Source organism: Streptomyces sp. NPDC092369, assembly GCF_044755245.1.
GTDB lineage: Bacteria > Actinomycetota > Actinomycetes > Streptomycetales > Streptomycetaceae > Streptomyces.
The window spans coordinates 138316-154196 of the sequence record NZ_JBIVQP010000003.1; the positions used below are offsets into that span (position 1 = coordinate 138316).

Consider the following 15881-nt stretch of genomic DNA (forward strand, 5'->3'; position numbering starts at 1 on the left):
TCTTGGGCCAAATGTGGCGCTCTATGTTCCTCGCCGCCGAAACCCTGGAGCGCAATACAGAATCGGAAATCGTACGTGGCAAAGCCCATGTCTGAGCATTGAAACAACCACCTCAAGTCCTCGGGGCCCTCGCGCCCACGCATTCACCCATACGGGTGACTGTGGCAAGGCTGGTCGGCGGCGGGTGTGCTGCGCACGTACCCTCATCGCGTTCTTGTAAACGAATCGCGAGGCACAGGCAGTCACGGGAGTCAGCGATGAACTCGACTGGTTGCGGCTTAAGTTGGCGCTCCAGGACTCTTGCCACCTCCGAGGCCGCATGGTCTGATGCCTGCCAGCTCGAAGACCTTGCCGTGCTGTATACCGACTTCACGGACTACGCTCAAGCCTTGGACCTCGACGAGAAGTGGCCCGTGCGCTGGACCGCGTCGTGGAAGTTGGGCCGGAATCCTGTGATCGGCCCGGTGCGCGACCTGGACAAGGTAGACATCGGGCGGAGCGTTCCTACGCGCCGCTTCACGTGGCGCACGGACCAGTTCCACCGGCCGGGGCTCGAGTACCTGATGGCGACGGACCGGCACCACGGTTTCGAGAGCCACGAAGAGGAACGGCTTCTGCTGATCGCGGACTTCGCCGCAGGCCTGGTCGAGGCACTGTGCCAGCCGTTCCGGCTGCAGTTCCACTCCGGCGGCAAGGCGATCCGGCACACCCCGGACTTCCTGCTGGTGACGGAGTCCGGGCTCTTCCTGATCGACGTACGGCCAGCCGACCGGATCAAGCCGGAGGACGCTCTGAAGTTCGCCGCCACGGCGGAGGTCGCTCTGTCGGTGGGCTGGCAATACGGCGTCGTGGCGGGGTGGCGTCAACACGTATGGACGAACGTGGATGCCCTCTCCGCGGAGCGGCGCCCGCTGCCGGATGTGCTGGCGACTCAGGGACAGTTACGGGAGGTGGCGGCACAAGGCCCTTTGCCGTTCGGTGAGTTGGCTGCACGCTGCCGAATCCCGGCGATCGCCCGGGCCCATGCGATTCACCTACTGTGGCATCGCCACCTCGGCGTGGATCTCTCCGGGCCGTTGGGGGATGCGAGCCTGGTTCGGCTCGCTCCCCAGCAGCATCACCGGGAGCTGTCACAGTGAGCACTGCACTCGATCCCATGTGGAACCTGGCGCCAGGCTCCGAATTGATCATCAGCGGCGGCGCGTGGCGCATCGAGTCCTGCTTGCCCCATCTCGGCCAGGTCACGCTCGCCGACGAGGACGGCGAGATGTGGAAGACCTCCCTGAGCGAGTTGATGCATCGCACGGACTGCCGCCCCTCCACGCGGACCCGCACTGACCTGCCTGCCGCGGACCGGGGCCGGCAGCCCAAGGCAATGGACGACCTGGAGGAACATCAACGCGAGATCATCATGCTGCGCATGGAACACCTGCGGGAGGCCGAGACTGGGTATCGGAGCGGCGATCCGCTCGACGCACTCCCGCATGAACCGCGTCCGCAGTACAACCCTGAAACCACGACGCTGACCCAGCGCCGCCATGCGAAAGCGAGGGAGCTGCGGAAAGCTGAAGCCGAAGCCCCCGCACAGGCCAAGGCGAACGGGCTGCACCGGGCGAGTGTGCGCACACTAATCCGCTGGGACACGGCACGAGCGAAGTACGGTCCGATCGGCGTCGCGGACGACCGGTGGCTACGCGAAGCGACCGGGCACGTGATCTCCCCCGAGCTGCGCGAGGCACTGTTCGCGGTGTACGCCGAGGCAACTGATCGCCGCTCGAAGCTGACCATGCGGGACAAAGAACGACTCATCCACCAGTACGTCAGCGAGGTATTCGGCTCCGCTGACGCCGAACCCACCGACGGTGAAGCCACCGCCGCTGAACCCGCTGATACAGCAAGCGTGAAGATCCCCAACTACGACACCCTGCGGGCCATCTGGAAGGAGTGGTTCGGCTCCAACGGGGCGCGGCAGCGCTACGCCCGCTCGGCGGCGAAGGCTAAGCAGTATGCGACCGGCCGGCACATCGTGGTGCACCGGCCCGGCCAAGTAGTGGCCCTGGACAGCACAGTGTTGCCGGTGAAGGTGCTGGACAACGTGTTCGGCGATCCGGTGTCCGTGTATCTGACGCTAGCCGTGGACGTCTATACCCGCTCCATCGTGGCATTCCGGCTCAGCCTTGTCTCCGACAAGTCGATCGACGTGGCGATGGTGCTGCGGGACATGATGATGCCCCTGCCGATGCGCCCGGACTGGGGCCAGTCCGTGGAGTGGGCCTACCCCGGCGTCCCCAACACCGTGGTCGCGGAGTTCGCCGGGTACGAGGTCGCCGGCCTGCCGTTCTTCCCGCCTGAGACCGTCACCACCGACCATGGCTCCGTCTACCGCAACCACCACCTGGTCGAGGTGCAGCGGGTCATCAAGGCGAACATCAAACCCAGCCGCGTCCTGCGACCTACCGACAAGCACACCGTGGAGCGAACGTTCGGTGCCATCAGGTCACTGCTATTCGCCCTCCTGCTCGGATACCAGGGCACGGACGTCGCCGACCGAGGCGTGGACCCAGAGGCCGACGCCTGCCTGACCGTGACCGAGATGGAACACACCATCGCCACCTGGGTCGTCAAGACCTGGCAGAACCGTCGCTTCGGCTCGTACGCCCCCAGCTGGGACCCCCGCGGCGACCACAGCCCCAACAGCCTGTTCGCGGCCGCGATGTCCCAGGGCGGCTTTGCGCTGCGGATTCCGCCCGCCGAGCTGTACTACGAGCTCTTGCCGCGGCACAAAGTCGCGATCCACGGCAGGCGCGGCATGAAGATCAAAAACCTCTGGTACGACGGCGACGCCTTGGACCCGTACCGCGGGGAGCTCTCCCACCGCGGAGGCCGGCACAAGAACAAGTACGTCATCCACCGTGATCCACGCGATCCGTGCTTCGTGTTCTTCCAGGACCCGCGCACACACGAGTGGCACACACTTCGCTGGACGGGACTGCCCGAGGGAGGCGAAGTACCGGCCTTCAGCGACGCCCGCGTCCGTGAGGCCATGCGGGAACTGCGTAGGAGGGGCCTTGCCCCGAAGGCTGACACCGAACTCCTGCCCGTACTACTTGAGTTGATCGGCGGCAGCATCCCGGTCGAGCAGTGGCCGACCCAGCTCTCCAAGAGACAGCGCACCGAGCACTCACGCGCAGTTGCCCAGGCGGCCGCAGCAGCAGCCGACCGACCCGCAGGCGTGCTCAAGAAGGAGTCGCCGTCACGTCCCGCCACCACTAGCGCAGCCCGAGCAGGTTCACACGACGACAAGGTCGTGCCCTTTCGTCCGAAGGAGCGTGCTGAGCAGGTTCACGACGCGGTGAACAGCGAACGTCGGCGTCGCCGCGAAGCCTCCGTGCCCGACCGGCGGTCTCCACCGCCCGACCTGTCCGAACGGCTGCGCGCCAACAGTCTGTCGGCCCTGCTGGACGACTCCGACGATGACGACACGATCAACACGGCCGGTGAGGCCGAGGAAGAGGCCCGCCAGTGACCTCTCGGCAGAACCCGTTGTCGTTCCTTCCCGGTCCGGCGGTGGACCGTACCACCTTCGAGGGCTTCAACCGGTGGTGCCAAACCCGCAAAGCCTTCGTCCCCGCCCCCATCCTCACGGCGCAGGAGTACGACCGCCTGACGAAGCGCCAGCAGCGCATCCACGATCTGCACCGCCTCGCGACGCACAGTTCCCTGCCCATTCAGGCCACGCCGATGAGTGAGAACGTCGCCAACGCGGTGCTGGCCCGCATCGACGACGGCGCCTACAGCCACAAGGCCGGAACCCGCGGCGGCATCATGGTCAACGGCGACGGCGCCCAAGGCAAGACCGAGACTGTGTGCGAGGCCCTGGCCTGCTTCCAGGAGGAGTGGCTAGCCCTCAACAACTACGCCAACCCCGACGCCATGCCTGGCACCCGCGACCTGGTCGCTCCCGTCGCCTACGTACGCTGCCCGGTCAAGGCCACCCCCATCTCCACCTGCCAGCGGATCCTCGACTTCTACGGCGAGGACTACAAAGGCATGCGCCTGGAAGACCTCGTGCGCACAGTGAAGTCCGCGATCGTCGAGCACGCCACCAAAGCACTCGTGATCGACGACATCACCCGCCTCAAGCTCCACCGGGAAGCCGACCAGGACGTCCTCGACTTGATCCGCGAGATGATGAGCATGCCGGTCACGCTCATCCTCGTCGGCGTCGGCATCCCCACCTCGGGCCTGCTGCGCGAAGGCCGCCGCGACCCCAAAACCCAGGAGTGGATCTACGCGCCGGTCAAGGACCGCGGCCGCAGTCCTAACGACCACGCCGCCAGCCAGCACGAACGCCGCTTCCAGGTCGTCGATCTCGACCCGTTCAGATACACCACACCTGCGGAAATGGTGGCCTGGATGGATCATCTCAAGCGGCTGGAAGGCGAGTTGCGGCTGCTGATCAGCACGGCTGGCATGCTCACAGAGGGTGACATGCCGGAATACCTGTTCAGCCGTACCAAGGGCGTGGTCGGCATTCTGGAGAAGCTCATCCAGCACGGCTGCCGCCGCGCCATCAGCGACGGGAGCGAACGTCTGACCAAGGAGCTGCTCAACCAGTTCACCGTCACCCCCGACGACATGCCCGACCTAGACGCCGAATCCGGTGAGCAGCCCCACATCCCGCCCCATGACCCCACGCCGAAGAAGAAGCAGAAGGGCCACAACTCCGTGTTCGACGACGACGGCCCAGCAGCGGCCGGCTCAGCGAGCTGAGCCCGTGCAGCGCCGTGTACTAGCCAGGAGCCTGGAGCCACTGCCTGATGAGTCCCTGCCCGGCTTTCTGCTTCGACTGGCCTATCGATTGCACCGTTCCCCAGCCCGTGTAGCGCAGCTCTGTGGGATCGAGACCAACGGCCAACGGCGTCTGGCGGCTGACTACTTACTCGAACTGCCGCCGGACAGGGCAGTCGAGTTCGCGCGAGTGACCGGTCTGTCCCTGCCCGAGGTGCAGGGACTCGGTTTACGTCGATACACGGAAACGTTCCCCCTGTTGCTGACGATGCGGGGCAGCACATCTCGTCAGTCCGCAAGTCGGCAGGGGATGTTCGGCAGCGCCAGCCAGTTCTACGAGTCCAACTGGGCAGTCAATCTCTCAAGCCGTTTCTGCTCGCAGTGCCTCGCTGGTGACGGCAGTGCCTCGCAGGAAGCTTACGGTGGCCCCTGGGTTCTGCGCTGGCATCTCCCCGTTGTCTTCGCCTGCACGGTCCACCAGCAGCTCCTGCACAGCCGGTGCGCAAGCTGCCGGTCAGGTCTGGCCCACTCCTACCAGGGCCGCGCCACGCTGATCACGCAACCCGGTAGCACGCACATCCTGCATCCGCTGCAATGCCGCAACCTCGTCGCCGAACAAGACGCTGGAAATACCAGACCCCGCCCCTGTAGCGCGCGGCTGGACAGGGCTGAGGCGCGCAACCCAGCCACGCTGACCGCGGACGACCACGAACGTCTCATGGAACTGCAGCGGCGCCTGGACGCAAGGCTGTCTTTTTGTCCCGCCAAGATCGAGGAAAAGCAGTCGTCGCGTGACCCGTCGTTCCAAAAGCTCGTGCACATCGCCCAACTGATCAAACTTAGCTGGCCTGCCGGCGGCAGTCTGGTGCCCTCGGATTCCCTTGCCTCTCTTATCGACAACCATGCCGGTTCTCTGCACGCGGAACTGCGCAAGCCTCACGCCAGGTCCTCCTCCCGATTCTCCCTACTGTGGGCCGCGCCAGACGATAGCGGCCAGTGCGGCGCGCTGCTGTTGACCGCCGAGGCGGCGCTCAGTGCAGCGGACAGTCCAGCGCAACTGCGCGCGCTCATCCGTCCCATGGCGCGATTCGCATTGGAGCACGCCCCGGCGAGCGCCTGCCGATCCTTCTTCAGCCGCCCGGGCTTTTCACCAGCGCTGGCACGGGCCATGGTGCGCCGGTCGCACGGTTTCTACGCCGCTGGTCCGTGGGAGTATGCCAACCTGCGCGTCGCCTCCCGGGACTGTCACTTCACTGCCGAGGAAGTTCCATCCCACCTGCCGCAGAGCTGGTACGACGCATACTTCACGGACTTTGCTGACCACGTGCCGGGAGTAAACCTCTACACCGTCCGTCATCTGCGCCGTGCCGCGTCACTCAAACTCGTCGAAATGGCCAGAGGAGGCTCTTGGGTCGAGTGCGCTCAGGCCTTGGACATTCCACAAAGTCGAGCCCGCAGTGCGCTCAGCAAGCTCCGCCAGCAGTTCGGCGAAAGCGACCTGTGGACACGCTTCCAGGAATGCACCGAACAACTAGCCCGCCATCTGGATGGCTCGCCCCGGCGGATCAACTACGCTAGCCGCCGCCGCACTTTGGCCGACTGGCAGATGCCGCGTTCCGACTGGTCAGCCCTCATCGAGGGCCTGCCACAAGCCAGACGGCTCACCGCACGGTATGGAACGACGCTCGGAACCGTGCTCGCCTGGACCGATGCCACTCAGTCCGACTACCTCCTCTGCCCGCTTCTGCAAAACCTGCGCTCAGCCGGAGCCGACCCCTCGTATCTGATCGACGAACTCTCACTGTCATTCACGTCCGTCAACCAGAGAGGTTCACGCCTGGAGTTGCTGCGACGCATCAGGGACTACGCGACTTCTATTGGTACAGGTTGCCCAGAGGCGCCGGAACGCTCTTCGATATCGAATACCTGCGCGGCAGAAAATATGCGGGCCCCACACACGCACACCAACACTTGATAAAGTGTCAGCGCCAGTGGGACGCGCAGGCCACCACGCCATCAGCTGCCTAAGGCTTGTCCCGCAACTGATCTTGAGGGCGCTGTGCGCGGTCAGCGGCGATGAGCTCCGCCGCCGATTCGAGGCGCCTTGATGGTCCCAAATCGCGTCGCCCTGGCCACCGTGGTGCGAGTCAAGCGTCATGAGGCTTTCGCAGGCCACCGCAGTAAGCCGAGATCGCTGAACGCGGCAGGTGAAGTGCGTGGCGCCGAGCGGGTGGAAGTGATCTCTCCTACAGTGCGCTCGTGAACCGTAGTTCGTCCGATCCGGACGCGCCCGAGCCGTCCTCCGAGAGCGTCAGCAGTACATCCCGTCGTCGCCGACTTCTCGCGGCCGTCGGCGGAGTGGTCGCCGTCGTGGTCGAACTGACGACAGGGGTCGCGCAGAACGGCGTCAGCAAGATCTGGGACCACTTCTTCCCGCCTCCCTCTGGTCTCGCTGTGATCGAAGGTCGGGGATCCCGCCGATGACGATTCCGGCGGAGGAGGGTACATCTTTCGCCGACCGCTTTCAGAACTCGGAGACTTCATCGGCAAGGCAACCACCGAGCAAACAGGTCGCGCCCGACGACTATCGGTCAGCAAGCCTCCGGCGAGGCTCATGGGCGAGAACGTCCATGGTTCAACGACTGGATCTGAGGGCGCCCGTAGGACTCTTCGCCGTCGGGGTCACGCGGCCGGCGGTGCTGTGACCGTTTCCGTAGCCATGTGTTGGCGTGCAGTTCCGGGGCGGCGGTGATGATCAGCCGGTATGCCTCCGGCTTCGCCCGGTCGGTGACCTGCTGCAGCTCGTCCCAGGTCAGCTCGGACACGCCCGGCGCGTAGTTCGTCGTGAGGGTGAGGGTCTCCGGTCCCCGACTGAGCGCAAACTTGTGATCGGTCACGGTCTGATCCGCCCTCAGGCGGAGGGCCCTTGCCGAGGACGGCTGTGACGTGGTGTCCACCACCCCCGAGGGGATCGCGGCGGACAAGGAGCGAGACATGTTCTCGGAGCCGACTCTGGCGAACTGGGAGTGCGCGCGGTGGTCACTCAGGTGGTGGGTGAGGGATTGAGCCTGACCAACGCGGCCGAGGAGTTCGCCAGCGCCGTGTGGGAGCGTTGCTGCCCGGACGAGCTCTTCGCGTGAACCTCCCCTGTTCGATGAGCCGCACACCATATGCTGCTTGTGATGCGTCGGTGCTTGTCCGGGTTCGGGAGGCGGGCGCCATTGGGGAGGGGCGTTGGAACTGTGGGGGCCGCTGGTGCCGGCGGTGGCTGGTGTCTGGGAGCAGGCCGAAGGACAGCTCGACGAAGCGGTGCTGAGGGGTCTGGAAGAGGAGTTGGTCGCCGGGCTGCGTGCCTACGACGGGGCGTGCGCGGCGGCCGCCAGCGAAGCGCCCGCCATGACTCCGCAGACCTTCGACGCCGTCGACAGCGCGGCTCGCGCGGTGGAGGCCTCGCTGCGGGCTCGACCACCCTTGGGTACCTGGTTCAACCGGGAGTTCGACCGGCTCGTCGAAGGGCGAGAGCGCTTTGGTCCGGCCGCGGCACCGACCTACTGGACCTCCTATCTGCGCTCGCTCCTTGTTCCCGTCATGTATGCCAGCGACCGCGCATCCGAGGTTTCCGGCGCGGGTGCGGTGACGTACGGGTCCAGTCGGGGTGAACTCTCCTACGGCCGGGCCACGGTGAGTGTGCCGGACGAGCGTCCGGCGGGTACCGCGGGGAAACCCCGTTGGTGGCGGTTGCAGTTCCGTCCGGACCCGGGACGGGACGTGCTGCTCGGGGCGATCGAGGCGTTAGGCCACGATGTCTTCGCGGAACAGGTGCGCGCGCAGCTCGACGATGGTGCTGACCGTGAAGCTCTGGTGTTCGTGCACGGATTCAACGTGGCCTTCGTCGACGCTGCGCGACAGGCCGCGCAGATCGCCTACGATCTCAACTTCACCGGGGTGGTCCTTCTCTACAGCTGGGCGTCCAAGGGGCGCCTGCTGGACTACCCCGCCGACGGGGACGCCGTGCGCCGGGCCGTCCCGTACTTCCAGGACTTCCTGCGGACCTTGCTGACCCGGACGGGTGTGCGTGAAGTCCACATCATGGCCCACAGTATGGGAAACCGGCTGCTCACAGACGGGCTGGCAAGTCTGGACACCGAGGCGCTTCCGGAGGGATCCGGACGGCTGGGGCACGTCGTGTTCGCCGCGCCGGACGTCGACCGTGACGTCTTCGAGCACCTGCTGCCCAGCGTGCTCCGCCAGGCCCGCACCTGCACGCTCTATGTCTCAGACCGTGATCGGGCTCTGTCTGCGGCCCGGAAACTGTCGGACTTCCCGCGTGCGGGCCAGCGCGGCACCTCGGTGATCGTAGCCGCGGGACTGGACACCATCGATGTGACCGCGCTGGGCGCCGACTTACTGGGTCACTCGTACGTGGGCAACCACACGTCCGTGCTTGGTGATCTGTACGGCCTGTTCCGGCACGGCCACGCCCCGGCCGAACGTTACGGGCTGGCCCGCACATCGCATCCGGACGGCGACTACTGGTCGTTCGCACCCCAGAAATGACACCGCGCCACAAGCCGCGCACGACGACCGAGAACCGAGCGACAGACGATGACACACTTCGTGGACCGAGTTCCCTTCCGGTGGGATGCACCCGGCGCCCTGGAACTGCGGGATCTGCTGGCCGGGGCGTACACCCGTCCCACCCCAGCCGAGCAACTGGCGAAGCGGGCCGGTGTGGCGACGGGATACGTCAACTGGGAACAGCCCATGATGACGGTCTGGTTCGAACTCATGGAGAAGGCGGCCAACCAAAAGTGTCTCCGCCCCCTTTTGGAGGCAGTCACCGAGGGGCCCGACCAGGCTGTCGCCGACCGGGTGCGTGAACTGCTCGCCGCGCAGCCTGTCCTGGAGGCACCGGACAGGCCTCTAGGGCCGGGAGATTTCGCGGAGTTCGACGATCCCGACCAGCTGGAGCGGCAGATTTTCCGCTCGCACACGCTCCAGGACGTGTCCTTCCTCCGCCGGGGGACCGAACTGGCCACTTCAGTATGCCGGTTGCGCGTCACAGCAGCCGACGGCACGCTCTACCACGGCACGGCCTTCCGTATCACGGATGATCTCCTGCTCACCAATCACCATGTGCTGTTCGACGGCGACGCAAGCGCACCGCGCGCGGTCGAGGCGTGGTTCGGTTACGAGGCCGAGCTAAACGGGAGGACTCGCGAGCATCAAGTGGTGCCCTGCGACGTAGAGTCGGCTGTGGGAGAGCCTGAGCTGGACTGGGCGGTCGTCCGAAGCGCCAAGCCGCTGCCCGGCGACGCCCCGTGTGTCGCGTTCCCCAGCGCTGTCCAAGTGTCCCTGAACGACAGGGTGTACATCATCCAGCACCCGCACGGCGGGGTGAAGAAGCTCGCCGCGCACCACAATGTCGTACGTCATGTTGATGACACCGTGGTGCAGTACTGGACTGACACGGAACAGGGATCGTCCGGGTCGCCCGTCTTCGACGAGCGGTGGAACCTTGTCGCCCTGCACCGCCGTTGGCTCAGGGTCGGCGCCGACGACAAGCCCGCCGAGTTCCGCAACGAAGGTGTGAGGATCGGGCAGGTTCGGGACGGACTCGCACGGAAGCGACTGGTGTGAGCCCATGCCCGCGTTGATCGACGAGCGCTCCTTCAACCTCGATGACGAACGAGCCAGGAACCTCATCAGGGCCCTGGTCACCGTCTACAGCACCCAACCCGCCGCGCGGCAGGTCATTGTCGGCGCCGGACTCTGCGAGGGCGATATCAACTGGGGTCAGAGCATGGCCGACGTCTGGCCGGAGGCTCTTGAACTCGCGGCCCCAGCCGGTCGCCTGCGGGCCCTCGTTCAGTTGGCCGCGAAAGACCCCAACACGCAGGCATATCCGGTTATTCACTACCTTCTGACGGAGGAGGCGTCCGCCGCCGAAGCCGACCCGTGCACCACGTATCTCGTGGCCAACCGCCAAAGGGCGTTCTTCAACCGCCTGCAATTCCGCACCATTCTGCGCCAAATGGTGGAAGGGGCCGGCGGACGTGTCCTCGCCGTGGAGGGAGAGCGTCAGACCGGCAGGACACACAGCTGGTATCTCATCGCCCATGTACTGGAGAGTCATCGCGTCAACAATCGACGCATCAGCATGGACGACTTCTACTCCCCGGTGACGGTCGCCGACATAGGCGACACCCTCAGGGAACTCTTCGGGTGGGACATCACGCTCGATCTCAACACCTCGGAGGACAGCCAGTCCCGCAGTCTCGTCAACCAGATCAAGCACCTGCTGAACGACGAACACCGGACGGGGCAGGTGATGGCCGGACACTGGCTCGTCATCGACGACTCGCAGAGCGTGCGCTTCACCGAGCCTGCCCTGAGAGCGTTGATCCGACTGGTGACCGCCGTGATTGAGGAGGAGATGGCAGACCGACTCCGCATCGTCCTGCTCGCCTACGACGGCTGGCTCCCCTCCCACCTGGCGCCCTACGTCGCCCACCAGCAGTTCGCCCCGCTCACCGGCAAGGACCTGCATGACTACGTCCAGGCCGTCACCAAGGAAGCAGGCAGTCCCGTCGACTCCGAACAGGCCGACCAGCTCGTCAACGAACTGAGCAGCCAGGCCGGCTGCGGCCCCGTCACCGCCGACGCTCTACTGCCAATGTCCGACAGCCTGCAACTCGTCGCCGCATCCTGGGGCCGTGACCAGCTACGACAGGGGAGGTGCCCGTTGTGACCAACACTCCGAACGGTGACACCGAGCAGGCTTCCGCCTGCGAACGCGACGCCTTCCGGGAACGCACGGTGCTCCTGGGATCTTTCGCAGCCCTGGACCTTGAGCCGGACGGTGACCACGAGACAACTGGGCCCAGCGCCGCTCTCCAGGACTTTCTGTTGGACGAGTGCACCCGCGTCAGTACGCCCCTGGGCCGCCGGTGGCGCATGGCAGAAGGCTCCCGGACGCTGACCCTGGAGCGACTGCGCACCCGGAAGAGGCTGCTGGCCGCCGCACAGAACGCGCCCCGCGGTGAGGACCCGGCCCACGCCTGGGCTGAACGTCTCCTGCGAGGCGGGAATCCGCCGCTGGAGGAGCAAAGCTTCGACGAGCTGTACACCGCGCTCACCGTCGTGGGCTGGTTCCGTGACGCCCCGCTGTCCAAGAAGGCGCTGGTACACGACGGAGTAGAGCTTCCGGACCTCGACGACCTGGAGAGCGCGGTCAAGAGGGCACGCCTCTTCCAGCCGTTGCACGCTCTCGCCGACGCCAGGTTCGCCGGCCGCACTACCGAACTCGCGACGCTCGACGCGATCTTTGACGGTGCCTCAGACACGTCGAACTCGGCCCCGGTCCCTGCCTCAACGCTGTTCGTCGGCAGCCAGGAACTCAGCACCTGGGCTTTCATCCACGGACCCGGCGGCGTCGGCAAGTCCACGCTCCTCGCCCGGTTCGTGCTGGACCGCCTCGACGGACGGCCCTCCACGCCTGTGGATAACCAGGCTTCATCACAAGACCGGGAGCGATCTGAGGCGTCACCCTGCTTCTACCTCACTTTCGACCGGCACGACCTGGTTGCCGAGCGACCGTTGACTCTGGTTGCCGAATGCGTACGGCAACTGGGTCTGCTCCGTCCGGATCTGGCCGGACGGACAGCGGAGCTGGAGCGGGAACTGGAGATGACGCTCTCCGCCGACCGGTACACCCGATCCGAGGACAGTCACCACGGTCCCCGGGCCTCCCACCAGCGCGACGAACTGACCTTGATCGACGCGTTCGCCGCGCTGGTCGCCTCGATCACCGGCGGGGCCGGTGTCTCCCAGCCGTGGCTGTTGGCACTGGACGCGTTCGAACAGGTGCAGCGCGGCGGACCGGTCGCCCTGCGCCGTCTGTTGGACTTCCTCGACGGATTGCGCCGGGCGCACCCAGGGCTGCGGGTCATCGCGGCCGGCCGTGCTCCTGTCGCCGAACCCGCCTTCAGGCTCCTGCGGCTGGAAGGGTTCGACGCTGTCACCGCGCGGGCGTTCCTCCGCCGCGAACTCGTTGACGCTCCGTCGGTCCCACCTGCACATGACCAGGACACAGCGAGTGACCGGGACATCGAGGAGATCATCGGCATCGTCGGTACCAGTCCGCTCAACCTGAAGCTCGCAGCTGTCCTCGTCCATCGGAACGGGGCACACTTCCTCGGCGAGGGGGACCTGCCAGCCGAACTCCGGCTGAAACTCAGTGCGGAGACGGTGCAAGGTGTGCTCTACCGGCGTCTGCTGGATCATCTCCATGACGAGAACCTACGAAGGATCGCGAGCCCCGGTCTCGTGGTGCGCGTCCTCACCCCGGACGTCATCCGGGAGGTGCTGGCCGGTCCATGCGGTCTGGGTCGTCTGGGCAAGGACCGGGCCCGGCGGATGTACTACGCCTTCCGGGCCGAGGCCACGTTGGTGGAGGACGTACCGGGCCAGGAGGCTGTCGTGCATCGCGGCGATGTCCGCCGCGCCATGCTCCCGCTGCTCCGTCGTGACAAGCGAACCGTCGTGGAGAGGATCCACCGCAGGGCGGTGCGCTACTACGAACAGGGGCACGCGCACACTGACCCCGTGGCGAGCCGTGTCGAGGAGCTATACCACCGACTCGCTCTGGGGCAATCCGCCCGTACTCTGGACAGACGCTGGATCGAGGACGCGGGTCCGTTGTTGGAGCCGGCCATCGGGGAACTGCCCTCATCCGCCCAGGTTTATCTGATCGATAAGCTTGGCGGCTCTGCCCCGGACGACCTCCGTGTGGCGGGGGACGACGAGGTCTGGGAACGCCAGGCCCTGCGGACCGGCAAGGCTCTTCTGGCCGCGGACGATCCCGCCGGTGTCACCAATCTGCTGGACGAACGCCCTCACCGCGTCTCGGACAATCTCGACCTCACCGCGCTGACCATGCGGGCTGCGCTCGCCCTGCGGCGTCCCGTAGACGCCTACGAACGGGTCGGCAGGGCCATGGACCTGGCGGCTGACACAGCCGATCCGGAGGTGTTCGTCGAGCTGGCCTTGCTGGGCGCCCGCAGCTGTGAGGACCTCGGCCGCTTCGAAGAGGCTTTGAACCTCCTGGATCGGGCACGCCGGATCGCCGACGAGTCGGGCATGGAGATCCGTCTGCTGTCCGTGGCCGCGGCGCAGCTCAGAATCCACCGACGGTCCGGGGCCGCCGCGACTGCAGAGGCCACTGCCCTGCGTGCCGACACCGTGAGGAGAGTCAAAGCCCTCTCCTCAAAGGCGTTTCGAAGCCATCCCCAGCTGATCCGGGAACTGGCCGCCGAGATCGGCGACGAGCTGCCGCATCTGGTCTCCTACACGGCGAGGTCGCTGGGCGTCGGCGGCACCGAGGGGGCCGACGACGCCCTACTGGGTTCGTTGACCGGCGAGGTCGGCGTGATGCCGCAGGTGCCAGCCAGCACGGCGGACACGATCAGTGTCACCAGTGTGAGCCGGGGAAACGCCGTTGGCGAATACCTGGACACGCACGCCGATACCGCCGAGCCGCTGAGCGAGGTCCTGATTGACACCTATCGTCACGAACTGGACCGGCCCTACACAGGAGATGCCGTCGTCATCCTGCCCGGCTTCGCCGGGAGCGCTCTGATGAACCGGGAGACGGACGAGGCAGTCTGGGGAGCCGGTGTCAGTTCGCACCAGCTTGTGACTTCCGCTGGCCTGTTCCGGGATCTGGCACGGCTGAGGGTGACGGCGGCTGAACGTGCCGGTGATTTGGTCATGCTGCGCCCCACGGAGCTGCTGCGGGAGGTCGCCTGGCTGCCTCTGGTAGGCGGATTGTCGCCCTACGGCGCTCTCGTCAAGGGTGTCAACGCGTCGGTGCTGCATGACCGGGCCGTCCTGGAATTCCCCTATGACTGGCGTCTGTCGGTCACTGCCGCGGCCCGTCACCTTGCCAAGGCCGCGCTGGGGCACCTCGCCCAGTGGGTGGACCACCCGGCACGGCGCGCATCCGTCCTGGGCCGGGCCGGCGAAGGACCCAAGCTCGTGCTGGTCGCCCACGCGATGGGCGGACTAGTCGCCCAGGCCGCCCTGGCTGAGTTCCCGGAGCTTGCGAGGGCGACACGGGAGGTCGTCACCATCGGCACACCCTTCCGCGGGATTCCCAAGATCATGCAGTTTCTGGATCCGTTCGCTTCTTCGCTTAAGCATGTGTCAGTAGCCCGTCCCCTGACGGAGGCGGCGCGCTCCATGCCGGGAATGTACGACCTGCTGCCCGACACCCATTGTGTGTACACCGGCCACGGCGGAATGCGCAGGCTCACACCCCGCGACGTCGAGGAGGTGGGAGGGGACGGATCTCTGGCTGCGGACGCCTTCGAGGCCCGCCTCAAGCGGCACGCCGCCGAGGGCCGCCTGCCCCGCTGGCACGCGATCGTGGGTACGTCGCAGCCAACCGCACCCAGCATGATCATCAAGGGAGGTCGAGTACTGCTGCAGCCCGACACCCCGAAGGTGGACGACGAGGGGAACTCCCTCCGCGACGAGGACGACAGGCTGATCTCGGTACTGGGGACAGGCGACGGCCTGGTGCCCCTGGGGTCGGCAATCCCCTCCGGATTCGCCGGGTGTCTGCCGGTGGTAGGGCAGCATAGCTCCCTGCTCTCGAGCTCCACGGTCGTCAACCTGGTGCAAGAGATCGTCAGCGGAAAATCCGCATCCGGGATCGATCACCTCCGTGTGCATCCCGGTCTTCGGCCCACGGCCTTCGGTATCAGCGCCCCGCCTGAAGTCACCCCAGGAGACCAGTGGACGCTGACGGTCACGGGCGCGGACCACGCCGCTCTCTCGTGCAGCCTGGTCCATGCTTCCACCGGCGAGGTGGCCGAACGTATCCGGACCGCTCCTGTTGAGGGCCAACCCGGCACCTCGACCGCCCAGATCACGGTGCGGGAGCCCGGCATCTACGAGGTGGTGGCCCGGGCGGGCGGGCTTTCCGCGAGGGCGCTGGTGGTGGCCATGCAGTATGCGACGACTGGCTGAGGACGTCCGACAGCGACCTCTCCGGCCAGCGGCGAACCGACGCAGGCGCAGCCCTG

At 66.3% G+C, this 15881-nt stretch carries 10 protein-coding genes; 9 read left to right on the plus strand and 1 reads right to left on the minus strand.

Annotation, left to right across the window (positions count from 1 at the left end):
- Positions 1-257 precede the first annotated feature (257 nt).
- The 5 genes from ACIQI8_RS17520 to ACIQI8_RS17540 all read left to right on the plus strand — a co-directional run bounded on the left by ACIQI8_RS17520 (position 258) and on the right by ACIQI8_RS17540 (position 7275).
- Positions 258-1139: a TnsA-like heteromeric transposase endonuclease subunit gene (locus tag ACIQI8_RS17520; protein WP_402350808.1), complete on the plus strand. Its 882-nt coding sequence runs from the start codon at positions 258-260 to the stop codon at positions 1137-1139.
- A complete protein-coding gene (locus ACIQI8_RS17525; protein ID WP_402350811.1) occupies positions 1136-3526 on the plus strand; it encodes a transposase in 2391 nt (796 codons plus the stop codon). The genes ACIQI8_RS17520 and ACIQI8_RS17525 overlap by 4 nt, the downstream gene beginning before the upstream one ends.
- 41 nt (positions 3527-3567) lie before the next feature.
- On the plus strand, positions 3568-4773 hold the full coding sequence (locus tag ACIQI8_RS17530) for an AAA family ATPase (protein WP_402350814.1): 1206 nt from the start codon (positions 3568-3570) through the stop codon (positions 4771-4773).
- Entirely contained in the window at positions 4688-6766 is a 2079-nt protein-coding gene (locus ACIQI8_RS17535; RefSeq protein ID WP_402350817.1) for a TniQ family protein, read from the plus strand. Before ACIQI8_RS17530 ends, ACIQI8_RS17535 begins: the two co-directional genes overlap by 86 nt.
- 284 nt (positions 6767-7050) lie before the next feature.
- A complete protein-coding gene (locus tag ACIQI8_RS17540) occupies positions 7051-7275 on the plus strand; it encodes a hypothetical protein (protein ID WP_402350820.1) in 225 nt (74 codons plus the stop codon).
- Between the two features lie 128 nt (positions 7276-7403).
- Here ACIQI8_RS17540 and ACIQI8_RS17545 read toward each other — a convergent pair whose 3' ends face one another.
- The gene (locus ACIQI8_RS17545) at positions 7404-7688 is read right to left on the minus strand and encodes a hypothetical protein (RefSeq protein WP_402350823.1); all 285 of its coding nucleotides are present in this window, start codon (positions 7686-7688) and stop codon (positions 7404-7406) included.
- A gap of 337 nt (positions 7689-8025) precedes the next feature.
- Here ACIQI8_RS17545 and ACIQI8_RS17550 point away from each other — a divergent pair, with 337 nt between their 5' ends.
- Genes ACIQI8_RS17550 through ACIQI8_RS17565 form a run of 4 tightly spaced genes read left to right on the plus strand, consistent with a single transcriptional unit; the run spans position 8026 to position 15825 of the window.
- Complete coding sequence (locus ACIQI8_RS17550) at positions 8026-9348, plus strand: alpha/beta hydrolase (RefSeq protein WP_402350825.1); 1323 nt, start codon at positions 8026-8028, stop codon at positions 9346-9348.
- A gap of 60 nt (positions 9349-9408) precedes the next feature.
- Complete coding sequence (locus ACIQI8_RS17555; protein WP_402350828.1) at positions 9409-10431, plus strand: trypsin-like peptidase domain-containing protein; 1023 nt, start codon at positions 9409-9411, stop codon at positions 10429-10431.
- Between the two features lie 4 nt (positions 10432-10435).
- Positions 10436-11542 carry an effector-associated domain EAD1-containing protein gene (locus ACIQI8_RS17560; RefSeq protein WP_402350831.1) on the plus strand — a complete coding sequence of 369 codons (1107 nt, stop codon included), beginning with the start codon at positions 10436-10438 and terminating at the stop codon, positions 11540-11542.
- Positions 11539-15825: a hypothetical protein gene (locus ACIQI8_RS17565; protein WP_402350834.1), complete on the plus strand. Its 4287-nt coding sequence runs from the start codon at positions 11539-11541 to the stop codon at positions 15823-15825. The genes ACIQI8_RS17560 and ACIQI8_RS17565 overlap by 4 nt, the downstream gene beginning before the upstream one ends.
- Positions 15826-15881 lie beyond the last annotated feature (56 nt).